Source organism: Mesoflavibacter sp. CH_XMU1404-2 (assembly GCF_037029465.1).
GTDB lineage: Bacteria > Bacteroidota > Bacteroidia > Flavobacteriales > Flavobacteriaceae > Mesoflavibacter.
Genome location: NZ_JAYMEM010000029.1, coordinates 127,363 through 149,985 on the forward strand (window position 1 = coordinate 127,363; position 22,623 = coordinate 149,985).

Sequence of the window (22,623 nt, forward strand, 5' to 3'; positions counted from 1 at the left end):
CTACCTTTTCAAGGTATTTTATGGCTACTGGTAAGTTTTGTTGCTTTACGGATTTCCAATACATTCTGCTGAATTAACATATTTGGCTAATGAGTTTACTTACATTATTGGTATTATCATTTGACTTTATTAACTAACAAATGTTATTACCTATATACTTTTGAAAATTGAAATGTCATTAACTATACACAAAGATAATAAATGTTAGGCAAATTAAATAAAGGACTACTCTTCCTGAGTGTTGCAGGAAGTGGGTGATTGTAGTAAGTAAGGTACGAGCGAACGAAAAGAACCTACTGGAAGCAAATGGGGAGTTATGACAATGAATTAATTATTTCTTTTGCTGTAATTTTTGCAGTTTTACCAACGCCATAAATGGTTGCTGAAGCAAAACCTGTCCAATTACCATAACCCACTAGCCATAAATTTGACTCTTTAACTGCTCGCGTATTTTTTGTTATTACTTTATCATTTTCAATAATATTTAATTTTTTTAAATGGTTCAAATAAGGTCTAAAACCAGTACACCATATAATGGCATCAAAAGCTTCTTTTTTTCCATCTTGCCAAATTACACCGTTTTTATAAAATGAGGAAAATGGACGATGATCTTTAAATACGTTACGTGCTAATCCATCTTTCACACTTTCAACTTGTACAATATCACTCAAAGAAACTTGTAAAGTATTTGAAGTATTCTTTTTCTTAAGATACTTTTCATTAGCTTGATTAAACAAGTAACGACCGTCAATTTCTTCTGGTAGAAACGTAGGTTTATCTAGTGTTACCCACTTTGTATAAGCTACTTTAGAAACTTCTGCTAAAATTTGAGCACCAGAATTACCCCCACCAACAACAACTACTCTTTTGTTTCTGAAAGGTGAACTATTTTTATAAGCACTAGAGTGTATTTGCATACCTAAAAATTCATCAATTTTAGGATATATAGGAATAAAAGGTGAACGAGCTGTACCTGTAGCACTTACAACAGTTTTACTAATAAATACTCCTTGATTGGTTTTTAATTTAAATAATTCTCCTTCTTTAACAACTTCTTCAACAAATGTACTTCGTTGTATTGGGAAATTATATCGTTTTTCGTAATTGGACAAATAACTCAAATATTCTTCCTTTGTAGGATATTCTTGTTTAGTTGTAGGCATTTGCCAACCAGAAAGTGAGCTATATTGAGAAGGTGAAAATAATTTTAAACTATCCCAAGTATGTAACCAAGAACCACCGGAATTACCTTCTGCATCTAGAATTAAATAATTTAGTTTACTTCTTTTTAAAAAATAAGCAACGGACAAGCCGCCTGCCCGCCACCTATTATTATACAATCAAATATTTTATTAGGTATTGCCATAATAAGCCCTTACTTAATTTCTTTAATTACTTTATAAGGGGTTTTGTTAATGGCTTCTTTTACTTCTTTATCGGTAGATTTTGTACTATCGTACCAAACGGTTATTTGACCTTTTTTAGTGTTAGAAACAGCTTTAATAAAACCTTTAACGTTTTTCTTTAATGAATATTCTACAATTCCTGTACAACAAGATTGGGTGAATTTTTCTAATTGATACGTTTTTTTAACAGTATCAGAGATAACAATGTTTCCTTCAATTTTCTGATGAATATTTGTATCGTTATTATGGGTAAAAGCTAAAATATTTGTAGCAAATACTAGTGTTAATATAAGAGATGTTATTGATTTAATAATTATTAAATTTTTAAATATATGGTAGAATTAATATGATTAATGTTATAATGGCAACGCACCATAAAAACGTTTTTGATTGTAGAAATGATAATGATTTCTTTTGTTTAGTATCTAGTTTACTTATTGTCTCTTGACTTTCTATGGTGCAGCAAGCTTGTTCTTTTTTAGGAAAATATGCTCTATATAAATTGTAAGAAACTGCTATTAAACTGAATGCTATAAGATACGGTTTTATTGTTGCTAGCCATACCAATTGAGAAACAATTGCTCCTAACATTCCTGCAAAAGCCATTAATGGACCAACACAACAAGTGCAAGCGACTAATGCTACAAATACAGCACTTATGGATGATAAAATTGATTTCATAAATTAAAATATTAAATTAAAAACATAACCTGAGATAATCATTCCTATTCCGATGACTGAAAAGAAAGCAATGATTAGTTTTTTTTGCATCACTTTTTTCAAGAGTAAAGCTTCGGGAAGCGATAAACCAATAGATCCCATCATAAAGGCAATAGCCGTACCTAATGGTACACCTTTATCCACCAAAGTTTCTACCACTGGCAATACACCTACAGCATCAATATAAAGTGGAATTCCCATAATCACTGCAATAGGTACAGCAAAAAGGTTACTTTCTGAAATATATTCTTCAAAAAAGGATTGAGGCACATAACCGTGAATAAAAGAACCTATTCCAATACCAATAAAGATGTATGGCACTAATTTTTTTAATGTACTTAAGGCTTCTTTATGTATTTCTGGAAACTTCTGTTTTAAAGACCTTTTATCTTCAATAGTTTTTTCAGTTTTAGAATGCAATTGTTTTAACCATTCTGCAATATGAGCTGACATTCCCATTTTATCAAGAATAATCCCACCTATAACACCTAAAACAATACCAGATAAAATATAAATTACAGTAACCTTCCAACCATAAGACACCCAAAATAATACAATAGCTATTTCGTTTACTAAAGGTGAGGTTATTAAGAAAGATAATGCAATACCCAATGGAATTCTAGCTTGCATCATTCCTACAAATAATGGAATTGATGAGCACGAACAAAAAGGGGTAATAGCTCCCAACAAAGAGGCTAATATGTTTCCTAAACCTGATTTTTTATTGCGTTCTAAATAGTCACGTATTTTATCCATTGGTAAATAACTGGTGATGATACCCATAACGTAGGTTACTATCACAACCAAAAAAGCTATTAAAATAAACGTGGCAATAAAGTATTGAAGGGCTGTTGCAAACAGCCCTGATTGGTCTAAACCTAATAATTCAAACACTATATAGTCTGAAAAACTAGATAATAATTCTGTCAACTTCTCCATATTATGCTGCTTTTAGTGCTGCAAGAAGTTCTGCATCAGAATTAAATGATTTATAAGCGTGAACCTTACCGTTAATTACTAATGAAGGAAAAGACATTGTACCATAGACCATAGTGTCTTGCATTTCTGAGAGTTCCTCAATAGTAATTGACAGATTGTTTTCTTGTGCTAATTTTTCTAATTGTTCCTTAATAGGGGAACCTTTTGCACAACAAGAAGAGTGTAAAATTTTAACTTCAGTGTTCATAATAAATGTTTTTAATTATTAAACTTTATTACGAAGTCTGAAATCTTTTAAAAAAGACACATTTTTAGGAACAAAAAAAAGTATTTTTTTGAGAGATTACTCATAACCAACTATGTATCAATGGTTAATTAGTTATTTTTTTTTCTATTTCTTGTAATGGTGTACAGTGAGGTTTTATTGTGCACGACGAAAAATTACCTGATTTGTCATATTGAATATCACAACATTCTATAAATAGGGATTTTAATTTTTCTCTACCTCGCTGTATTCTCATTTTTGTTGCGGATAAACCAAGGTTAAGTTGTAGAGCAATATCTTTTTGAGGAATGTTTTCAATATCGCTTAGATGTAATGGCTTCGCATATTTTTCTGGCAGCAAACCAATCATAGGGATGATAAAATCAGACTCTAAAATGGAAGAAACTGTATCACTAGAAATACTATTTTCTTTCCAATCTTCATTAAAATTAAATTCAATTTTGTTTTTATTATAATAGTCCTTATAATAGTCCGCAATGGTATTGCGAGTTACTTGAAACAACCAAGCTTTGATATTATTAACTTCTATGTTTTTTTTATGAGACTCTACCAATTTGAGCATCACCTCTTGAACAATATCTTCAGCAAGGTTTATATCGTTTGTTTTCTTTATGATATAAGCTTTCAAGAATTCATAAAATTCTTGTACTACCTCATTGATGTTACAACATTCTTTATTTTTTGTTTTAAGTGAATCCATATATTCTATATCAAAGATAAAAAATATCCTATAAGTGAACCACCAATTACAATAAAAGCACTATTTATTTTCTTAAAGACGAAAACAGTAATAAGACTCAAAGTGGCAATTAAAATTGTCCGCCAGTCCGTCAACGTTTCTTTTCCCATTTCTACACAAACTGCTACGATAACAGTAACTGCTGCAATATTTACAGCATCTAAAAAAGCTACTGTAACTCTCGATCTTCGCATTTTTGAAATAAGTGGATTAAGAATACTTACAAAGATAAATGAAGGAAGAAAAATACCGATTGTTGCAGCTATTGCACCCCAAAAACCACCTAATTGCCATCCGATAAATGTAGCGGTTGATAAAACGGGTCCTGGCGTAAATTGTCCAACTGCTACGGCATCTATTAATTCTTTACGAGTCAATAAACCTGTAGAAACCAATTCTGCATCTAGAAAGGCAAATAACACATAACCACTACCATAAAGCAAAGCACCTACTTTAAAGAACGTCCATAGAATCTTTAGAGTACTCGGTGTTATTACTACTTGTAATAAAAGAAGTGAAGTAAAACTGTTTAATGTGTTTTTTGAATTTTTAATAAAATATAGAATGAAACCTGAAAGCCCACAAGCAAACAACGCCAAAATTTCGTGGACACCAAGCAAACAAGCAATCAATGTCAATGCTCCTAAAATACCGAGTTCTACATTTTTGAGTGCTTTTTTTCCAAGTCGGTAAACTGCTCCAAGAATAATGGCAATTACCGCTGGTTTTATTCCATAAATGAAAGGTTCAACTTTTGGAAGTTGTCCGTATTGTTGATATAACCACGCAAAAATCATTGTAATAACAACAGCTGGAAAAACAAAACTAGCACCTGCTACAATCAAGCCTTTCCAACCTGCTCTTTCGTGACCGCAATGCATTGTCATTTCGGTAGAATTAGGTCCTGGAATTAAATTTGTTGCTCCAACTAAATCAAGAAAATGTTGATGACTCATCCATTTTCTTTTTTTAACGACTTCATCTTCCATCATTGCAATATGGGCGGCAGGACCGCCAAAAGCAATGCTTCCTAATTTAAAAAAAAGTTTTGCTACTTCTTTTAAGTTTTTCTTACTATCCATTCTTTTGAAATTGGTTTGATTAATAGACTAAACATAAAACCTATTAAAATTGAAGTTACTATATCAGAGACATAATGAGCACCTAATACCATTCTAGAATAGGCTACTAAAAGAGCCCAAATAAAAATAAGTATCACATAGTATTTTTTTAATGAAAAGAATACCAAGCTAAATGCTAAGGTAAAAGCAATTGAAGTGTGACCTGATGGAAATGAAAAGGTACTTGTTTCATACAATTGAATGATGGCAGGATGTACTACAAATGGACGTGGCCGCTTTACAATATATTTTAAAATTAAACTGAATGTTGAGGAAGCTATAAATATTAATAAAAGGCTGTAGTACTTTATTTGGAATGACTTTACTTTATTTTTAATATAAAATAGACCAATAAAACCTAATATCATAATTGAAATAATGAAGGTATATGAAGAAATCCAATAAAATAATGGATCTAAAAAAACGATTCTATTTGCTTGAATCCATCTTAAAAATTCATAATCGATTTGTAAAAAGAAATTCATTTGGTTTTGTACATATTTTTATCTATCGACCAATTCCCACCGCCCTTAATAATTAAAAATAGACTTCCCCAAAGCATTGCCCAATCAGTTCGACTTCCGTGCATCATTATCCAAAATCCATCATTGGCTAAAATGTCTGATTTTGTTGTAACAATGGCAACCAACATAATTACGAGTGTTAAAACACTTGCCAATCGGGTAAGCAAGCCAAGTAAAATCAACGTGCCACAAACAATTTCAAACGTGCCGACAAATGCACCGAGAAATTCTGGTGATGGAAGTCCGATTTTTTCAAATCGTCCTGCACCCCGAATGGCAGGAAATAGAAATTTTTGAATACCTTCCGATAGAAAAACAGCACCAACCATTAAGCGAATAATGATGGTTGTTTTTGATATATCAGTACTAATTGTTTTTTTAAACATTTTAAGCAATTTTTTTTATCAATATGGGATTATACGTTTTATAAATTCGAGCTACTATCCAAGCTATTGGTATACTTAAAATCGCTGGAACTATTATGTCGGATGGATAATGAACACCAAGATAAACTCTACTAAGGCTTACAAAGATTGCCCAAGGAATAAGCACGTATGGTATCCATTTTAATTTCTCATTAGTCACTAATGTCAAGTAAAATGCTAATGAAAATACATTGGCTGCGTGAGAAGAAATAAAACCGAACTTACCACCTCTATAATCATTTACTAAATGAAGTTTACCTATCAAATAAGGACTATGGCTTGGTCGCAATCTTTCGAAAAATGGTTTAAATATGCCTGAAGCTAATTGGTCACTTATTGTTATCAGTAATGCTATTAACAGAATCATCAATATTGCGTCCCTTTTATATTTCCATATTAACAGAAATGACAATATCATATAAAATGGCAGCCAAGTGAATGTACCTGTTGCAAACCACATTACAGCATCCCAAAATAGATTGTGATTACCATTCAGCCATAATAGAATTTCAATATCTATCTGATTAATAAATTCTATCATTATTTTCTAATTGGTGATTGTCTATAAAGCGGTTTTTTTATAGTAAAGCTTGGCACTTTTCCCATTGCGTGGCAACTAATGCAGTTATTGGTGAAGATTTGGAAATTTTTGTTGAATACAAGGGTATCTCTTTTTTCGAGTGCTTTTTCCATTTCTGGAATTGCAACGGTTAAGAAATGTTCTGCGGATTTTGCACGTTTGGGTCTTCTTTTCAAGCCGTTCTCAATCGCTTTTTTGATTTTTTCAATTTGGTAATCAGCATATTCCCAATTTTCATCTTGTCCTGCCCAATACAGTTCTTGATAGCGGTATCCTGTTTCTACCATTGCCATATCAAAACCCCTAAATTGGTTTTCGATGGTTTCAATTTTTTCTTGTTCCGTACCTTTTATCCAATTTCCTTCTACTATTTGTTGTTGGTTTTCTCGACAAGAAGAAAGTAGAAGTGCTGTGAGAATATATATTAGCCATTTCATATGTTGTGATTTAATTATGGTGTAAAATTATACAACACAAGACTAATAATATGGTCTATTTGAAAAATGTATGGTACTTAATCATTTGCTTTACGAAAAGCAATTGGGGTATCACCTACGTTTCGTTTAAAGTATTTAGTGAAATGAGAATTATCTTTAAAGTCAAGTTTGCCTGCAATTTCACTAACCGTTAAGTCAGTATAAAGCAAAAGGCGTTTAGCTTCGTTAATAATATAATTGGAAATTACCTCAGCAGAAGATTGACCTGATTCTTTTCTGCATATAGCATTTAAGTTTTGTGGAGTGGTATTTAGTAATTTTGCATAATGACTTACCTTGTTTGTAAGTTCATTTTCTTTACTTAAAAGCAAAATAAGTTCTTGATAGATTGAGCTACATTTTATTTTAGGACTACTTACAATTTTCGATTCAAGAAACTTTGCTAACAGAGCTTTTAACAATCCTTCTATAACTTGATGGTTTTTAATTTTTGCACCTTCATATTCCTTTAATAATATATTTGACATATCAATTACTGTGGTATTATTAGGAAATAGACAAGTTAAGGCACTCAGTTCTGAAATTAGCTTTTTAATATCTTTATCTATACAGTTTTCAATAAAGTTTTTTTTAATAATTAAAACAAACCCTTCAGGTTCTGTTTTGATGTCCCAAAAATGAACCTGTTCTTTACGTATATTGAATACTACAGGTGGTTGAATTTTGTATTCTATTGTGTCAATTGTATGTGAACCAGATCCTTTGGTTAAAAAAATGATTTCGAAATAACTGTTATGTTTGTGGGGTGATGTTTTTCTAATATGCTTCTTAAATTTTGCAATTTTAAAAAGGGAAACATCTTTAGCCTTATTTTGTATTTGAATATCCATCTTTATTTACTACAAAAACCAAAGGTTATTTTTACCGAAGTCAGGTAGTTTATCTCCTTCAAAATGAGGGAATATTTGAGCTACCATTTCTGGGTATTTTATGGTTACTGGTAAGTTTTGTTGTTTTACAGATTTCCAATACATTCTGCTGAATTGATATACTTGGTCTATCAACTCTTTTACAATTGCTATATCCTCAAAATAGTCTTGTTCTGTACAATATAGACTTAGTTTTACAGGGAACGGATGGTCTTTTGCAAAACCGTTACTACTGTATTTGGCATTGTTGAATAACAAATATTTTAGATGTGCAATTTCTATGATTGTACCACTTAAAGGCATTAAGGCATCATCATTGGTATCAAACGCTACATAGTCGCTTGATTCTGTTTTATTGATAGTTACTATAACTATTGGAATATCTAATTTTAATCTACCTAAAGTTTTTTGAATTGGGTCTATTTCGTCTTTGCTTATTGGCTTATAGTAGTGAATGATTAGCCTTTCTGCTTTGTTATCATTATCCACAACAAATTTTAAAATCTGTTTTCCTATTGCTCCAGCTATTAAGTCAAATTCATTATCTCTAAAACAATCAAATCCTTTAAACTCTCCTTTGTTATTAAAACAGAATGCACTACCTACAAAACGAGTATTGGTTTCCATTGATTTAAAAGCACCTACACCCACAATTAACTCTTGTTTCAGTTCTCTATCTAAACGCCAAGGAATACCGTCTATTTTAGCTAACAATGCAGGTGTGATATTCTCTAAGAATGCACCAAAATAGGCATTATTGATACTCTCTTTGTAAATTACTTGTGAGGTTATTTCGTGCTTTAAAAGCTCTTCTTTTACTTGATAATATAAGTGTTTGTTATCTTCATCCTCTTTATGTATTGGGCTTACATAAACCGCAACATATCTTGTATTTGGTTGTTTCTCTAAATTGATTAGATGATGTTTGATTTCTTTTATTGCAGTATCAGGACTATCAAATGCTAAACTGGTATCGTTATCCATATAAAATGGTTGACGAATATGTTTTTTAAGTGGTGGAAAGTAAGATTTATAACCTTTTTCAAAATAATTGTACAAGGGAATTACATAATCTTTTCTATCAGGCTTATGGTAGATAAAAAAGAACCTTACATTATCGTGTGGACTTGCTTTATAGGGACCAGGCTTTTTCATTCCTGCTTTTGGGTCTATACCTACACCATCATAAAACCTTAAATTGTTTGAGTGATAATGTGTTTGTAATACTTCATCTTCTGGAATATCGAAAAAGCCATTTTCATCTAATGGTAGTATGGCTCTAAATTCATCTGTATTTAGATAGTTGTTGTAAAAAGTGGTTATGTGATTAAAGTAAGGCTTGTACCTATTGCCTTTTCTTGGTACAGTATGCGGTATTTCTAAATGGTTTTTAAGCGGTATATTGAGTAATGGATATACTTGGTCTAAATGCTGTTTTGCATCTTCTGTAAGGTATTTAAAACGCTGTATTTCTTTGTTGTAAACTACTGTTTTGAAATATTCCGTAGGAATATTGATTTCATCAATACTTTTGGTAGCAACTTTAGAAGTGCTATCATAAGATAAAAGCAATGCAGGACTTTTTGTTAAACCTGAAAATTCAATTTTTAGGGTGTATTTGTTATAGCTGTTGTATTTGGTTGTTGATGCTTTAGCATCTAATAACCATACTTCTATATCGCCCACATAATTGAATTGTATTGCATCTGCAATAGCAATGAAATATTGATAGACCAAACGAGTATAAAGGTGCTTTGCAAACTTGGTACTGCTGTATAAATCTACTTTTGTTTTGAGTATGCAATCTTCTGTATCTTCAAAATTGGTATAGTAGAATTTATGTTTTACAACTTCTTCTTTTTGATTATCCCATAACTCATTGGGAAGCTCGGTTCTGTGTATAGGGAAATAACCTTCTTTTTTCTCGGTATAAAATCCAAACTCCTTCTGAATAGAAGGGTGTTTGAATGGAATGATATTTATAGTAAGGTTATTCATAAGCTATTTTTTGTTTAAGCTGTTGGTACTGGTGGATTATGAAATTCTCTTTTAATCTTTAAGGTTTCATCTAATATTACTCTGAAATTCTCGTATTTAGAACTATCAAAAGTTTCATATTTTTTTTGAATAATACTTTTAGGTTTTTGATATTCTTCAAGTTGCTTAAATGAGGTTTTTCCATTAATGGTATTGATTATATCAGTTTTATAAGCATCAACAGGGAAATAGTCTTCCATATAAAAATCCTCATTATTTATATGAGGTGTTCCATCCAATTTTGTATGATACATAGCTTTTAAGTTGGTTTTACCTTCTCTTGTTGCTATCTCTACTATTTTGTCATAATTTCTTCTGCCTTGACCGTCATAGTCAAAAGTACATAAGCATAATTGAGAGTCTTTTAAAATTGATAATAAAGACTGCTCAACAACCGCAGGAACATTGTCTGCACCACCACAATTGATAATATGAAAATCATAAGCATCATAATCAGGACTTAATTTTTCAATAGCTTGCATTATGTAGTTATAATCATTTGTACCCTCAACCAATAAAATATCTTTAGATGTACTTAATGCTAATGTTGCATCAATAATTGAAAACTCTCCGTTTGTGATTTCGCTTAACGCATTAATTCTATCTAACTTCAATACTTCTACACCTGTTTCCTTAGTGTTTTTGATTAGTTTAATATTGTTTTCGTCAATGCAGTTTAGAATCTTTGGTGAGTGTGTTGTGAATAGCGTAAAACAATCTTCTTTATCGATTATATCAATAATATCTTTTTTACGTTCAATGTGGATATGTGCATCTGGTTCATCTAATAAAATAAGTGTTTTATTATCTGCAAGTAGGTGTGTAATAGTGTAGATAAGTATTAGTTTTTTTTCTCCCTCACTTAATTTTTTAACATCAATATTATTAAACTTTATATCAGTTTTTCTGATAATTTTATCTGCTTTTATTTTTTCGCCTTTTACAGGCATACCAGTAATGAAAAGATAATAGAACAGTTTTTGTGTTAAATCTTTATTATTCTGTTGACCGAGTTCTAAAGTTGAAATGGTTTGAATAGGGATATAATTATTTGCAGATTCTTTTTGCAAACTAACTAACCTCTTAATTAAAGACAGAGCCTCATTATCTTCATACAATCCATAGTTTTTTTCTTCTATGGTAAATTGTACTTCTACATTTTCTCCAATCTTTAAAATATCCTTTATAAAAGATTTTATAATTGGGGCATCAGAACTCAATAGAGCAATTAAAGCAAACTCCCAAGAAAATTTATTGATATAAAGAAGTTTAGGAACAAACGAAGTTTGTTTTTTAATATCCTTAAAAAAATCAGAATAGCTTTCTATATAAATATTCTCCCACATCCTTAATTCTTCCCCACTATAAGAAGCAATTACATTGGTAGGTAAATATTTATTATGAGCTGATTTAGCAACTGCCGTGACTTCTTCTGAACCGTTTTGCTGAACAGACATCACACCATTATTTACAGTTACTAAACTATCTTCAAACGTGTAGGATATAGCATAACTAAAATCAGTTGCAGTATTGTGATACAAACTTGAGAAAATTAAGCTGACCGCTTCTAAAATATTACTCTTGCCAGAACCATTTAAACCTATTAAAGCTGTATAGTTAGTGCAATTAGTAAAGTCAAATGATACTTTTGCAGCATCTTTTAAGTTTTTATACCCTTGAATATTTAATTCTTGTAATTTCATATGTTGTCAGAATTAAAAATTATATTTTCAAAATCTAAAATGGCTTTGAAATTCATATCTTCTGATAAATTGTATTGGTCTTCCATAGCTTTACTCATTGAGATTAATTGCTTTGCAATAGACTTTTGTATGTTTAATGGAGGTAAAGGGATTTTTATTTGCTCAATACCCTTTTGATTTAATATTGGAATCGTAGTTTTAGTTTGTTCCTTTGTAATTTCTGACCTGAAAATATTTATATAAAAAAATAAAAATTCAAGATTCACTTTTTGTTCATCTACAACAATCCCTGTAATCTGTTGGTTTGATGTGGCTATTTCATTTTTTACAATACCAACTTTCCCTATAGTTCCAATACCAACAAACAGTAATGTATTCTTGTAAAAAACTCTTGCTTTTTTATCATCAATAGCTTTTTGGGTTAATGTTCTCGTAGAATTATATAAGTAAATCTCCTTTCCAATATCTGTTGGAGTATAAAAATTGACAGAACCATTAAAATAATCCTTTCTTGCAGAAGGCGGTGTCGTGCCAGTACTAATTTTTAATATTAAATTTTTAAATGGTATTAATTCATATTTAGCGTCATTCAATATTGATGGTTTATAAATATCCCACCTATCGTTTAAATCTTTAAATTTTACAAAAGTTAAACCTGATTTTTCTTCAATAGCTACATTTCTTATAATACCAAGTTGTTTATAGAGGTAATTCTCTATTTCAATTTCTTTGTTTACTGCTTCTTTTTTAGCTAATTCAGCTGTCTTTAATTTCTGATTGTACTCTTCTATTAATTTTTCTTGCGTAATGTCTGTTTCTAAACCTTGTCTTATAGCATCAGCATCATTTAATGGCGGTAATGGAATTTGAACATCTAAGAATTTTTTAAGGTCTATTCTTTGTCTGTTAGTAGTACCACTACTACAGGTTTGAGCAAACTCAATAAACTTTTTAGTTGTTGTGATAAGTAATAAAAACTGAGGTAAAATAGCTGTAGTGTCTACATTATACGTTGGAAAATCATTAGTAACAATGGCACCTTCCAAATCTTCTGGAATTAAGCCCATTGCTCCATTACGAGCATCTATTTTTGATAATATAAACTGCCCTGATTTTACAATGAATTGTCTTTTTGTTCCAATATTTTTACCTATTTCTGTATTTCTTAGCCTTACGCCTCCATTATTTCCACTTACTGTCACTCTTTTGTAAATGGTATCATTGTCAAGGTTAACAACATTATTGTTTTTGGTAAGGAACTTACCAATTTTAACCAATGGGAATTTTTTGTTGTATTCAAAGTCTTGACCTAATAAATGACTAACACTCCAATTATAAAGTTCCGAAAACTTAATAAAATTGATATTTTGCAGAGTAGATTCCATTACCATTCTATTAATTGGTTTTCGGTATTATTTTTAATACGTTCTACTTTGCCTGTTTTACTGCTCCATTTGTACTCAAACTTTGGTTTGAGTTCTTTCCATAATTCTTTTTTTACACGATATGGAGTATACTCATTTTGAATTAATGTTAATTCGTTATCTGAACTACCCCCAGTACTACTAATCCCAGCTTTTTCTACTGTTGCAATAGGAATTTCATAATCAAATTTATCTCTTACAATTGCTTTTATTTCTTCTTGAATTTGAGCTTCAATTTTCTTTTTCTGTTGGCGTAATTCTTTTTTAGTAGCTGCATCTAAAGCATCTTTGCCTCTTAGAGCTAATTTGGTTTTAATTTCTTCTAACTCGTCTTTGTATTTTGCTTTAACCGTTTTAGTAGCTTGAGCGGTGTAGTCTTTCCATTGCTTAGCTTCTTCATTGGTAAACTTCTTTAAGAATACTAAACTGGATTTTACAGTAGCTCCACTTTTCATAAATACATCTTGCGGAATAGAGGTAATTAAGATGATTTTTGCTGTACTCTCAAAGTATTCTCTAACCTTTGCTAAGTTTTGTGTATTCAAAACCCCTTCAGGCAATACAATACCTGTCCTTCCGCCTGGTTTTAATAAGCGGATACATCTTTCTATAAATAATACTTCTGTTAAACCACTCATACCATTTTTACCAATATGCAAGGTGTTTAGTAATGGTTTATCTATGTTATTATCTACTTGAAGCATAGCTTTAGCGTATGTTTCTTCTCCATACATTTGCTTGTATTTTGCGATACGCTTTTCATCTTTTAATTGGTCTGCTTTAGTAATTAATAAAGATTTTTCTACTCTTGCTCCGAAAGGCGGATTGGTTAAAATGACGTCAAAACGGTTTTCAAATATTCCGTTGATGTTTAATAAACCATCTCTGTGATGCACACCTCCGTGACCGTCTCCGTGCATTATCATATTCATTTTGGCAGTACGAGCCATTCGAGGATTGGCATCTGTACCAAAGATACAAGCGGATGATAATTTTTCTAAACGAGATATGTACTTGCCAGCTTCTTTGGCTTTTTCTTGTTCTTCACGTTTTCTGATTTGTGTTTCAAAGCCTAATTTGTGAATGATTTCATTAGAAATATCATTTAGCTTCTCTTCATCTTGGTCTGTTGTTTTTATCTCGTCAAAGGTTTTATTAACCTTGTCTTTTTCTAATTTAATATCGTTTTCAATCTTTTCTCTTACATATTCAAAAGCCTTGATTAAGAAACCACCAGAACCACAACAAGGGTCGCACATTACTTCATCTTCTTGAGGGTCTAAAACTTCTACTATAAAATCTACGACTGTTCTTGGTGTAAAAAACTGCCCTAATTCTCCTCTAAACGTTCCGCCTAAGAACTGTTCAAATGCAATACCTTTTACATCATCAGAGGTTGTAGAAAGGTTATATTTCTGTAGTTTCTTTACTATCTCTTTAAATGAACCTTGTTTGATTCTTATTTTATCATTGACATCAAAAAGTTCATCTTCTTCAAATTCATCTTTAGTTAATTCAAACCAATAATCCATATAAGGGATGTCGTCTTTTGGACCATTACGTTTTACATTAACAGGACGAATATTTTTCTCGTAATTAGATTCTTGTTTTTCAAATTGCTTTAATGTGAAAATATTATCTTCATCAGGATTGCGTTCGTACCTGATTTTCATAAACAGAATTTTACTTATTTCATCAAATGCTGCTTCTGGAGATAGTTTGTCGTTATTACGAATTACATTATGACATTGAAACAGTAGTTTAGAAAACTCGTCTCTTTCAAATGCTTTGGTTTGCTCTAATAACTTCTGAATTTTATCATTACTATTGGCTTCTTTAGCGTTTGGAATATCTAAAATTTCATCACTTAATGTTTTTGGTGTAACAGCTAAATTGACTTTAAAAACCTTGGTTTCTTTTTCGTTTGTAGTTACAAAAAACGGAGCATTCGCAAAGCGAGCATAGTTTTGACCTTGATAGTAATCTTCTGATTTTATGGTAATGTAATCGGCTTTACATTCTACCACAATAATTGGATTCAGTTTTTTGAGTTTATCCTCTTTGCTTCTCCATATTACAATATCTGCACTTGCTCTTCCTGTTCCTCTTTTAGAGCCTGTTAGTTTTACTTCTTGTGCCATTTGCTCTAAAGTGTATTCATAATGATTTACTAATCTACAAATGTATTTTTGTCTTACGTGTTCTTCAGGAGTCATTATCAACTCTTTCCCTAATAGGGGAGCAAATATTTTGTTACCGTTTATTTGTAGTTCTAATGACATAGTTATTTAGATTTTTTATTTTTTTGTTCCAATGCTTTGATGTGTTTATCAAAGTCGGAATTTATTTTTTGTGTTTTGTTAAAGCTATCGTACTCTTTTGCTGCTTTATTGACGGCTTGTTGATGAGACACCTTGCCTAAGCCTTCTAATACTTTGTATTCGTTGAAACTTAAAAACTTGTTTACGCTGTCTGCCAAAGCCTCCATAGTAAAGGTATTTCTACGTTCTATAAGGTTTTCTATGTAATCGAAATAACCTGATACTGTACGCTCTAATTGTTTAATTTCTTTTTCTTGTAGATAGTTCTTGGCTACTTTGGTGTCTTGTTTTAAAATTCTACCTTCTGGAGCATTTTTCCAAGTGGTCAAGCCCATATTATCGGTTTTACTATTTGCCTTTAGGTAGATAATTTCTGCTGCTGTTTTGCCTGTAATAGCAAAGTGAAATTTGTTTTGTACGGTAGCATAAAAATTTTTGGTAATGTCTGATTTTGGGTCGTAGTCTATACTACATTCAGCAAAAATATCTGTAATTTGTTGGTATATTCTACGCTCACTGGTACGAATAGAACGTACTCTGTCTAATAATTCTTTAAAATAATCTTTACCAAAAGCCGATGTACCTTGTTTTAAACGGTCATCATCCATTACAAATCCCTTAATGATATATTCTTTTAGAGTTTTGGTAGCCCAAATACGAAACTGGGTAGCTTTGGTGGAATTTACCCTGTAACCCACAGAAATAATGGCATCTAGATTGTAATATTTGGTTTTGTAATTTTTACCATCAGATGCAGTTGTTTCCAAAATGGAAATAACTGATTTTTCTTCTAATTCTCCACTTTCAAAAATGTTGCTTAAATGCTTACTTATAGCGGGAACACCTACCGAAAAAAGTTCTGCCATAGCTTTTTGAGTTAACCAAATGGTTTCGTCATTCAAAATAGCCTGAACTTTTACATCACCACTTGGGGCGGTGTATAGAATAAAGTTATTGTTGTTGGGTACTAATTCGCTCACTTGATTATTTTTTAAGTTTTACGAGTTCTTCTTCTGCAATATTTAAGGCTTGCAATGCCTGTTCTTCATTCTCTACCAACTGAAATACTTGGTCTGCTAACCAAAGTGAAAACAGGTCGTTATAGTCAAGTTTAAAAAGTTTTGCTAAAGGCTCTATGTGTTCTCGTTTAGCGGTTTTTTCTCCTCTTTCTATTTTACTAAGCATTGCGGTATCAATGTCTAACTCTGCGGATAAGTGCCTGAGTAGCATTTCTTGTTCTTCTCTTTTAGACCGTATTAAGTCTCCAAACTTGTTCATCCTTTGCTTATTTGTGTTAATTGCATTTGTCAAATATAGACAAATAAAAAATAAACAAGAACAAAAACCACAAGAAGAATTGAAAAAAGTGCAAAGATTGCAAACTACAGTTTATCTGTAGTTTTTTGATAGTGTCCGTAACTGGGTTGCGAGAGATGTGAACCTAATAAGGTTTTGAGCAAATTATCAATAGAACGGTCTTTAAGTTGGTATTTCTTTCCTATGATGATGGCTTCTTCACGTTTGAAGTTTTGCGGTAAGGCTTCAAAAAATTGCTTTTTATTATTAGCACCTTTAAAAACGCCTGTTTCTTCTTTCTTTGGTAGGTTGTTATACATTAACAAACTGTGTTGTAGATAGACATTTGCAATCAATAACGCCATTTCAAAATCTTCATCTGTACACGTAACATTTTCGGTACAATCGCCATTATCAAACTTGCGAAGCGTGGATAATATCATACAAATACGATACAGAATTAAGCCTAATCGTTTTACTACGCTTCCAGCTTCTTCTGCTGTAAAGGTGGTTACTTCTGTTAACCATTGTTGCCCTGTATAATTAACCGTTTGCCATTGTTCTTTGGATAAGTGTATTTGCGTTGGATTCGCTTCTAAGAAGTTTATCATTTCTAATACATTCTGCGATAAGGCTTCAAAATGGTCGTTTAAATTTAAGGTATTGCCGAAAGGCGATACATCTTTCCAAAGTTGCTCTACTTTAAATGTATAGAATAAAAAGCGACTGAATAAACCATCTTCTGCGGATGCAATGATATTGGCAACTTGACCAGGCGTACCTGATAACGCCACAGATATTTTAGGCTCTTTGATAATTACATATTCATTATCTGTTTTTCTTGAAACAGAAATGGTTTCAGAATGAAACGCTTTTCTGAGCATATCAGAATATCCGCCCCAATCTTGTTTAAAAACCGCTCCCATACTATCAGCTTCTGTTTCGCAAATAATTCCTTTACCCTCATTTTGTTGTATGTGTTGTAAAATTGCTGCATAAGATGTATTTGCAGGGATGAATACGACTTTAAAAGGTGGTTTTACAGGCTCTTCTGGAGTTTCTGTGTCGTCTTTCTTTCGGTTACGTTGTTCTACCTTGTATTGGGCTAATTCAGCTTCATAAATGGACTTATCTTGATTGCTTTGTTCTAATACACTTTCTTGATATGGGTCTGCTAATATTTTGGCAAATTTTAAAGCACCTTTTCCGCTTGCTGCTGGAGCTATGATAAACGAAAACAGATTAGGAAATACCGTCTGTTGAGCATAAACGCCCGATACATTAGGTAAACAACCGCTAAGAATAGACAATGCACCAGTAAAGAACACGTCACGTTCTCTTGGGTCTGTAAATGCCATTGTTCCTTTTCTTAAAATCTCTGGTAGATTATCAAATAATTGTTCGTCAAAAGTGGGTGTATTTTTTAGGTAGTCTTCATTGTTTACTATCTCAGTTGGTTGTATTGTATTCTTATGACTTGGATAGCTCGCAAATTGCATAACGTTGTTATCATAAGCCGATTTTACAGATGCTTTTATTTCTTCTTGGTTTAGGTCGTAAGTATTTAGAATAAGATGCAAAGTATCATCATACACGATTCCTCTCCTGTTGCAATTACAAGCCAATTGATATATGAAATTGTTTCGGTTGCCTTCTGCATAGCTTTCTTTGTTTTCGGTGAATGTGATACACTCGGTAAAGATTTCTGAACTATTATTGTTTTCATTAGAATTTAGATTTTGGGTTACTACTGTATTGGGTGCTGTTGGTTTGATTGGTTCTAAAACCCTTTCGGTTTTTACCTTGAACTTTTCGTTTTGTATATTCTTATATCCGTTAGGATCATAAGACACAAAACACAACCTTGTAATGTCTTTACATTTTGGGTCTGCTTCAATACCCACTTCTTTTTCATAAAACGCTTGCACTTGTGCATAAGCGGTTTTATGCTTCTCCATAGTAGAATCTACTTCAATAAAAACTTTTAGGCCATTACCACTTGGGCTTGTGAAACAAGCAAAAGTGTAAGGAATGGATTGTATTTTCTGTTTTGCTTCTTGAAGCTCGTCTGGTTCTAACTTATCAAAATCTAAGTGTACAAATCCGCTGTACATTTTAAAGTATTCCTTTTTACGACCGCCTTCAAAAGTTGCTGAAGGTGTAAAGGCTACTAATTCTTTTTTGAATTGGTCTGCTCGTTCTGGTTTACCCATTCCAATAGCCATACGGATAGCTTCTATAGGTTCTTTGTATTTGCCCTCAATAACGTCCTTTACTATTAGTAGTAAGGCTTTATTTTCTATGGGTTGATTGAAATGTTTATATATAGTTGATGATGCCATTTTAGAAGTATTTATGTGATTATTATCCATTGATAGGTGCTTTAAAATTTTTATCTAACAATTGGAGTATGTCTGATAAGCGGTAATAGATTTTGTACCCAATTTGGCAATAGCCTATGAGTCCGCTATCTCGCCAATATTGAGCGGTACGCTTACTTACATTCATTATCTGTAGAAACTCTTGGGTGTCGAAAAACACTTGGTCAGGATTGCTTCTTTGCTTGTCTTTAAGCATAAGCGTTAGTTCTGATAGTCTATCGTCTATCTGCTCTAACTTTTCGTCTAAAGGATGATAAAAGCCCATATCTAACTGCGTTTGTTTTGAATTAGATAATTGGCTGCTGCTTTTTCGATTTCGTCTGTAGAAGATTGACGGTTACGCTGTAACCATTCGTCTAACTCGGTACGATTGAAATAGAGTTTTTTACCCTGTGGGCAGAAATGCGGAACGGATTTCTGACTGGTAAGTTTGTAGAGATGTGAAGCACTTATATCTAAATAGCTACAAGCATCATTGAAGTTTAGTACTTCTTTCTTTAAGAGGTTTTGTTCCTCTATCTTTTGCTCAAGTCTGTTGAGCTTTTCTAAAATTAAATTTTCGTTACTCATTTTGTTACGATTTTTAAAAGTTTTACAATAAATTCTATTGCAAACTTCTATCGTAACAGGTTGGTAATCAGTAAGAAGGTAACGTCTTACTACTATATCTTACTCATCTTACTGTTTTTATTTACAGTTGTCTGAGAATGTCATCAATAGTGTCTTGTTCTTTAGGGTAGTTGTTCTTATTTTTATACAAATTATTACGTTTCAAATCCGTTCCTTTTTTAGAATAAAAGAGGTTTGATTGTTCAATAGTTGTAGGATTGAAATTGCTAAAGTGTTGCTCCATTTTTGAAACTATGTAACTGAATTGTGTTGTCTCACAACCTAAATGAATTTGAGGAGCACCTATCTTTAAATCTTTGCTTGTTAATACACTTACTAATTGCTCTACTGTGGTTTTATCTTCATTCAATAACTCTACGTGTATATTTAAAGCTGATAAGGTGGATTTTAGCTTTGTTGTATCTCCAGTAAAACCAAAAGACAAACGAGTATCTTTTTCAAACTTATAATCATCAATACCTAAAAGAATATTGTTTACAGTTTCAAATTCAGGCGTTGTTTTGTCAATATCTATATCTGGAATAGGCTGTTGAAGTAGTTCTCCGTAAAGCTCATTTTTATTTGACGGTAATTCCGAAAGGAATTGAGGATATAACTTTTCGGTTTCCTTTAGAAAACGAATTACGTTAGTAATGAGTTGAGGAACAACATAAGCTGTTAAGTCGGTTTTGGTAAAACTGTCTTGGTCTGTTCCTATTCTTAATAATAGGTCTTTGCAAGATTTCACTACGTTTTGAACTATCTCTTTTTTCTGAATCTCTCCAATGTCTTTATTTACACACTTAAAAACTCTGTCTGATAGTCTTGTAGCTTCATTTAAAAGCAAGTAATGATAAAACCTTTGTGTTGCTGTGATTGGTTCTTCTAATTGGATTTCAACTAATGGATGCAGAATGTCGTGGCTAATATCTGTATCTGCTTGCAGTAGGTAGATTTCCAAACCATCTTCCTTGAATAGATTAGGCTTGTTTTTGTGGATTTCTTTTAACGCTTTGTAATACTCGTTTATAGTCTGTGTAGGCTTCATAAATTTTGCAGACAAATTTTGTCTGTAAAACTTTTCATTGACCGCATCACTTGCCCAAGGTTTTAGGTCGCCATAAATGATGCTTTTAAAAATAGTTAGTTCCATATTATAAATCGAGTTGAATTTTATTAGCTGCTTCTTTCTTCTTGTTATCTATTACTTTGGCATATATCTGAGTAGTTTTCAGTTCTCTATGACCTAATAATTTTGATACGGTGTAAATATCTGTACCCATTGTAAGCTGTAGGGTTGCATAGGTGTGTCTTGCACAATGGAACGTGATGTTTTTAGTAATACCTGCACGAAGTACCCATTGAGCTAATTTAACATTGTGCCAAGCACTATATTTTAAGCCTTTGAATACACGCTCCGTTTTTTCCTTTTCTTCTCCTAACATATTACGAGCTTGCTCGGATATTGGTAGGGTTTCCGCTCCTTTGGTTTTTTGTTGTCTGAAACGAATGTAGTAGCCCATTTCATCAGAATGTTGCACCTCTGACCAAATTAACTTATTTATATCTGACCATCTTAAACCAGTAAGACAAGCGAATAAAAACGCAGTTTTTAGCTGCTTGCTTTCGCAATCTGCTTTTACTAATGCTTGAACTTCTTCTAAGGTTAAAAACTCTCTTTGTGGTTCTCCTTGTTTAAATCCCTGGACTTGCTCTGCAGGATTGTATTTTAAAATCCCATCTCTAACCGCTTGTTTTAATGCTGCTTTTAATTTGTTGAAGTAGGAGTACTTGGAATTTTGAGATAATTCGTTTTCACTTTTGGTTTTAGCTTCATTGTCTAAATAATCTTTAAAGCCCTGTACCCATTCACGATTAACTCTATCAAATGAAATATCTCTTGGACTGTATTTTCTTAGATGCTTACCAACACTATCCCAATTGCCATAATTACCTAAACTGGCTTTTCTCTTTTCTGTGAGTGCATCAAAGTATAATAGGAAACTTCCTTTTAGTTTCTCCTTGTCTTGAAAATCATAAATGTTATTCTGAATTTCTAAGTGCCTTTTGGCTCTGATACTTTCAGCTAATTGTAGTATCGTTTTATTTTGGTCTTTCTCTGCCTTAGTAAGTGAACCTTTTTCTGGGTCAGGTTTTAGATACAATTTTAAGTATTCATATTCTCGCTTACCATTGGCATAGTAATCTAAATACAAACTGATTTTGTTTCCTTTCTTGCGTTTTCTTAATGTTACTTTCATAAGGCTAAATTTTAAAGAGATTATCGATTTCTGTCCGTTTTATAATAGTACGCCTACCTAATTTTGCAATGCTCAATTGATTGCGTTTTATCATCCGCTGAATAGTCCATCTGCTTGCACCTAATAAATTGGCAGCTTCACTAATACTTAGAAATTCTTTATCTCTTAGATTGATATGATTTCCTGCTTGTGTAGGTAAGGTTTGCAGAGTTTGCAAGTTTTCGGAAGATGTAGGCTTGCTATTATTTATTTGCTCGGATAGGGTGGATTGTACTTTTTCTTCTCGCTTACGTTGTTTGTAGGCTCTACTTGCACACGTATGACCGCAATACTTAGTGGTGGTCTTTTGTGCAACAAAAGCCATTCCACAGAATTGACAGAATTTCGGTATTTTAATTGTACTGCTCATTTGGTGCTACTTGTAGCTCAATGTTGCTTGGTGGTGCTATATGGTGCATCATTTCGCTTTGATTTGTTGCTTTATG

The 22,623-nt window shown here is 32.1% G+C and carries 23 protein-coding genes; all 23 read right to left on the bottom strand.

What is annotated here, in order from left to right:
* Window positions 1–314: 314 nt before the first annotated feature.
* Entirely contained in the window at window positions 315–1,340 is a 1,026-nt protein-coding gene (locus tag WA327_RS13085) for an ArsO family NAD(P)H-dependent flavin-containing monooxygenase (RefSeq protein ID WP_336070445.1), read from the bottom strand.
* Window positions 1,341–1,730: 390 nt separating this feature from the next.
* Window positions 1,731–2,087, bottom strand: coding sequence for a hypothetical protein (locus WA327_RS13090; RefSeq protein WP_336070447.1), 357 nt, complete (start codon window positions 2,085–2,087; stop codon window positions 1,731–1,733).
* 3 nt (window positions 2,088–2,090) lie between these two features.
* A complete protein-coding gene (locus WA327_RS13095; RefSeq protein ID WP_225573213.1) occupies window positions 2,091–3,065 on the bottom strand; it encodes a permease in 975 nt (324 codons plus the stop codon).
* Between the two features lies 1 nt (window position 3,066).
* Window positions 3,067–3,312 carry a thioredoxin family protein gene (locus WA327_RS13100; protein WP_225573212.1) on the bottom strand — a complete coding sequence of 82 codons (246 nt, stop codon included), beginning with the start codon at window positions 3,310–3,312 and terminating at the stop codon, window positions 3,067–3,069.
* Window positions 3,313–3,436: 124 nt separating this feature from the next.
* Entirely contained in the window at window positions 3,437–4,051 is a 615-nt protein-coding gene (locus WA327_RS13105) for a sigma-70 family RNA polymerase sigma factor (protein WP_336070452.1), read from the bottom strand.
* A gap of 5 nt (window positions 4,052–4,056) precedes the next feature.
* Entirely contained in the window at window positions 4,057–5,172 is a 1,116-nt protein-coding gene (gene chrA / locus WA327_RS13110) for a chromate efflux transporter (RefSeq protein ID WP_336070454.1), read from the bottom strand.
* Complete coding sequence (locus WA327_RS13115; protein ID WP_225604077.1) at window positions 5,151–5,696, bottom strand: phosphatase PAP2 family protein; 546 nt, start codon at window positions 5,694–5,696, stop codon at window positions 5,151–5,153. The genes chrA and WA327_RS13115 overlap by 22 nt, the downstream gene beginning before the upstream one ends.
* Window positions 5,693–6,121 (bottom strand): DoxX family protein, encoded by a 429-nt coding sequence (locus WA327_RS13120; RefSeq protein WP_225604076.1) that lies wholly within the window; start codon window positions 6,119–6,121, stop codon window positions 5,693–5,695. Before WA327_RS13120 ends, WA327_RS13115 begins: the two co-directional genes overlap by 4 nt.
* Window position 6,122: 1 nt before the next feature.
* Complete coding sequence (locus tag WA327_RS13125; protein WP_225604075.1) at window positions 6,123–6,701, bottom strand: phosphatase PAP2 family protein; 579 nt, start codon at window positions 6,699–6,701, stop codon at window positions 6,123–6,125.
* Complete coding sequence (locus WA327_RS13130; protein ID WP_336070459.1) at window positions 6,701–7,177, bottom strand: hypothetical protein; 477 nt, start codon at window positions 7,175–7,177, stop codon at window positions 6,701–6,703. The genes WA327_RS13125 and WA327_RS13130 overlap by 1 nt, the downstream gene beginning before the upstream one ends.
* Before the next feature lie 77 nt (window positions 7,178–7,254).
* Window positions 7,255–8,067: an AraC family transcriptional regulator gene (locus WA327_RS13135; protein WP_286493031.1), complete on the bottom strand. Its 813-nt coding sequence runs from the start codon at window positions 8,065–8,067 to the stop codon at window positions 7,255–7,257.
* Between the two features lie 9 nt (window positions 8,068–8,076).
* Complete coding sequence (locus WA327_RS13140) at window positions 8,077–10,104, bottom strand: Piwi domain-containing protein (protein ID WP_336070463.1); 2,028 nt, start codon at window positions 10,102–10,104, stop codon at window positions 8,077–8,079.
* Window positions 10,105–10,118: 14 nt separating this feature from the next.
* Entirely contained in the window at window positions 10,119–11,846 is a 1,728-nt protein-coding gene (locus tag WA327_RS13145) for an AAA family ATPase (protein ID WP_336070465.1), read from the bottom strand.
* Window positions 11,843–13,231, bottom strand: a complete 1,389-nt coding sequence (locus WA327_RS13150; RefSeq protein WP_336070467.1) for a restriction endonuclease subunit S — start codon at window positions 13,229–13,231, stop codon at window positions 11,843–11,845. The genes WA327_RS13145 and WA327_RS13150 overlap by 4 nt, the downstream gene beginning before the upstream one ends.
* Window positions 13,231–15,552 carry an N-6 DNA methylase gene (locus WA327_RS13155; RefSeq protein WP_336070468.1) on the bottom strand — a complete coding sequence of 774 codons (2,322 nt, stop codon included), beginning with the start codon at window positions 15,550–15,552 and terminating at the stop codon, window positions 13,231–13,233. The genes WA327_RS13150 and WA327_RS13155 overlap by 1 nt, the downstream gene beginning before the upstream one ends.
* A gap of 2 nt (window positions 15,553–15,554) precedes the next feature.
* The gene (locus WA327_RS13160; protein ID WP_336070469.1) at window positions 15,555–16,571 is read right to left on the bottom strand and encodes a virulence RhuM family protein; all 1,017 of its coding nucleotides are present in this window, start codon (window positions 16,569–16,571) and stop codon (window positions 15,555–15,557) included.
* 4 nt (window positions 16,572–16,575) lie between these two features.
* Window positions 16,576–16,869 (bottom strand): helix-turn-helix transcriptional regulator, encoded by a 294-nt coding sequence (locus tag WA327_RS13165; protein WP_336070471.1) that lies wholly within the window; start codon window positions 16,867–16,869, stop codon window positions 16,576–16,578.
* Window positions 16,870–16,973: 104 nt separating this feature from the next.
* Window positions 16,974–19,259, bottom strand: a complete 2,286-nt coding sequence (locus WA327_RS13170) for a DUF3987 domain-containing protein (protein ID WP_286493011.1) — start codon at window positions 19,257–19,259, stop codon at window positions 16,974–16,976.
* On the bottom strand, window positions 19,252–19,533 hold the full coding sequence (locus WA327_RS13175; protein WP_336070474.1) for a helix-turn-helix domain-containing protein: 282 nt from the start codon (window positions 19,531–19,533) through the stop codon (window positions 19,252–19,254). Before WA327_RS13175 ends, WA327_RS13170 begins: the two co-directional genes overlap by 8 nt.
* 2 nt (window positions 19,534–19,535) lie before the next feature.
* Window positions 19,536–19,838 (bottom strand): helix-turn-helix domain-containing protein, encoded by a 303-nt coding sequence (locus WA327_RS13180; protein WP_042292012.1) that lies wholly within the window; start codon window positions 19,836–19,838, stop codon window positions 19,536–19,538.
* A gap of 121 nt (window positions 19,839–19,959) precedes the next feature.
* Complete coding sequence (locus WA327_RS13185; protein WP_286493006.1) at window positions 19,960–21,030, bottom strand: DUF6617 family protein; 1,071 nt, start codon at window positions 21,028–21,030, stop codon at window positions 19,960–19,962.
* A gap of 1 nt (window position 21,031) precedes the next feature.
* Window positions 21,032–22,138, bottom strand: coding sequence for a site-specific integrase (locus WA327_RS13190; RefSeq protein ID WP_286493004.1), 1,107 nt, complete (start codon window positions 22,136–22,138; stop codon window positions 21,032–21,034).
* A gap of 4 nt (window positions 22,139–22,142) precedes the next feature.
* Complete coding sequence (locus WA327_RS13195; protein WP_286493002.1) at window positions 22,143–22,502, bottom strand: helix-turn-helix domain-containing protein; 360 nt, start codon at window positions 22,500–22,502, stop codon at window positions 22,143–22,145.
* Between the last annotated feature and the right edge of the window lie 121 nt (window positions 22,503–22,623).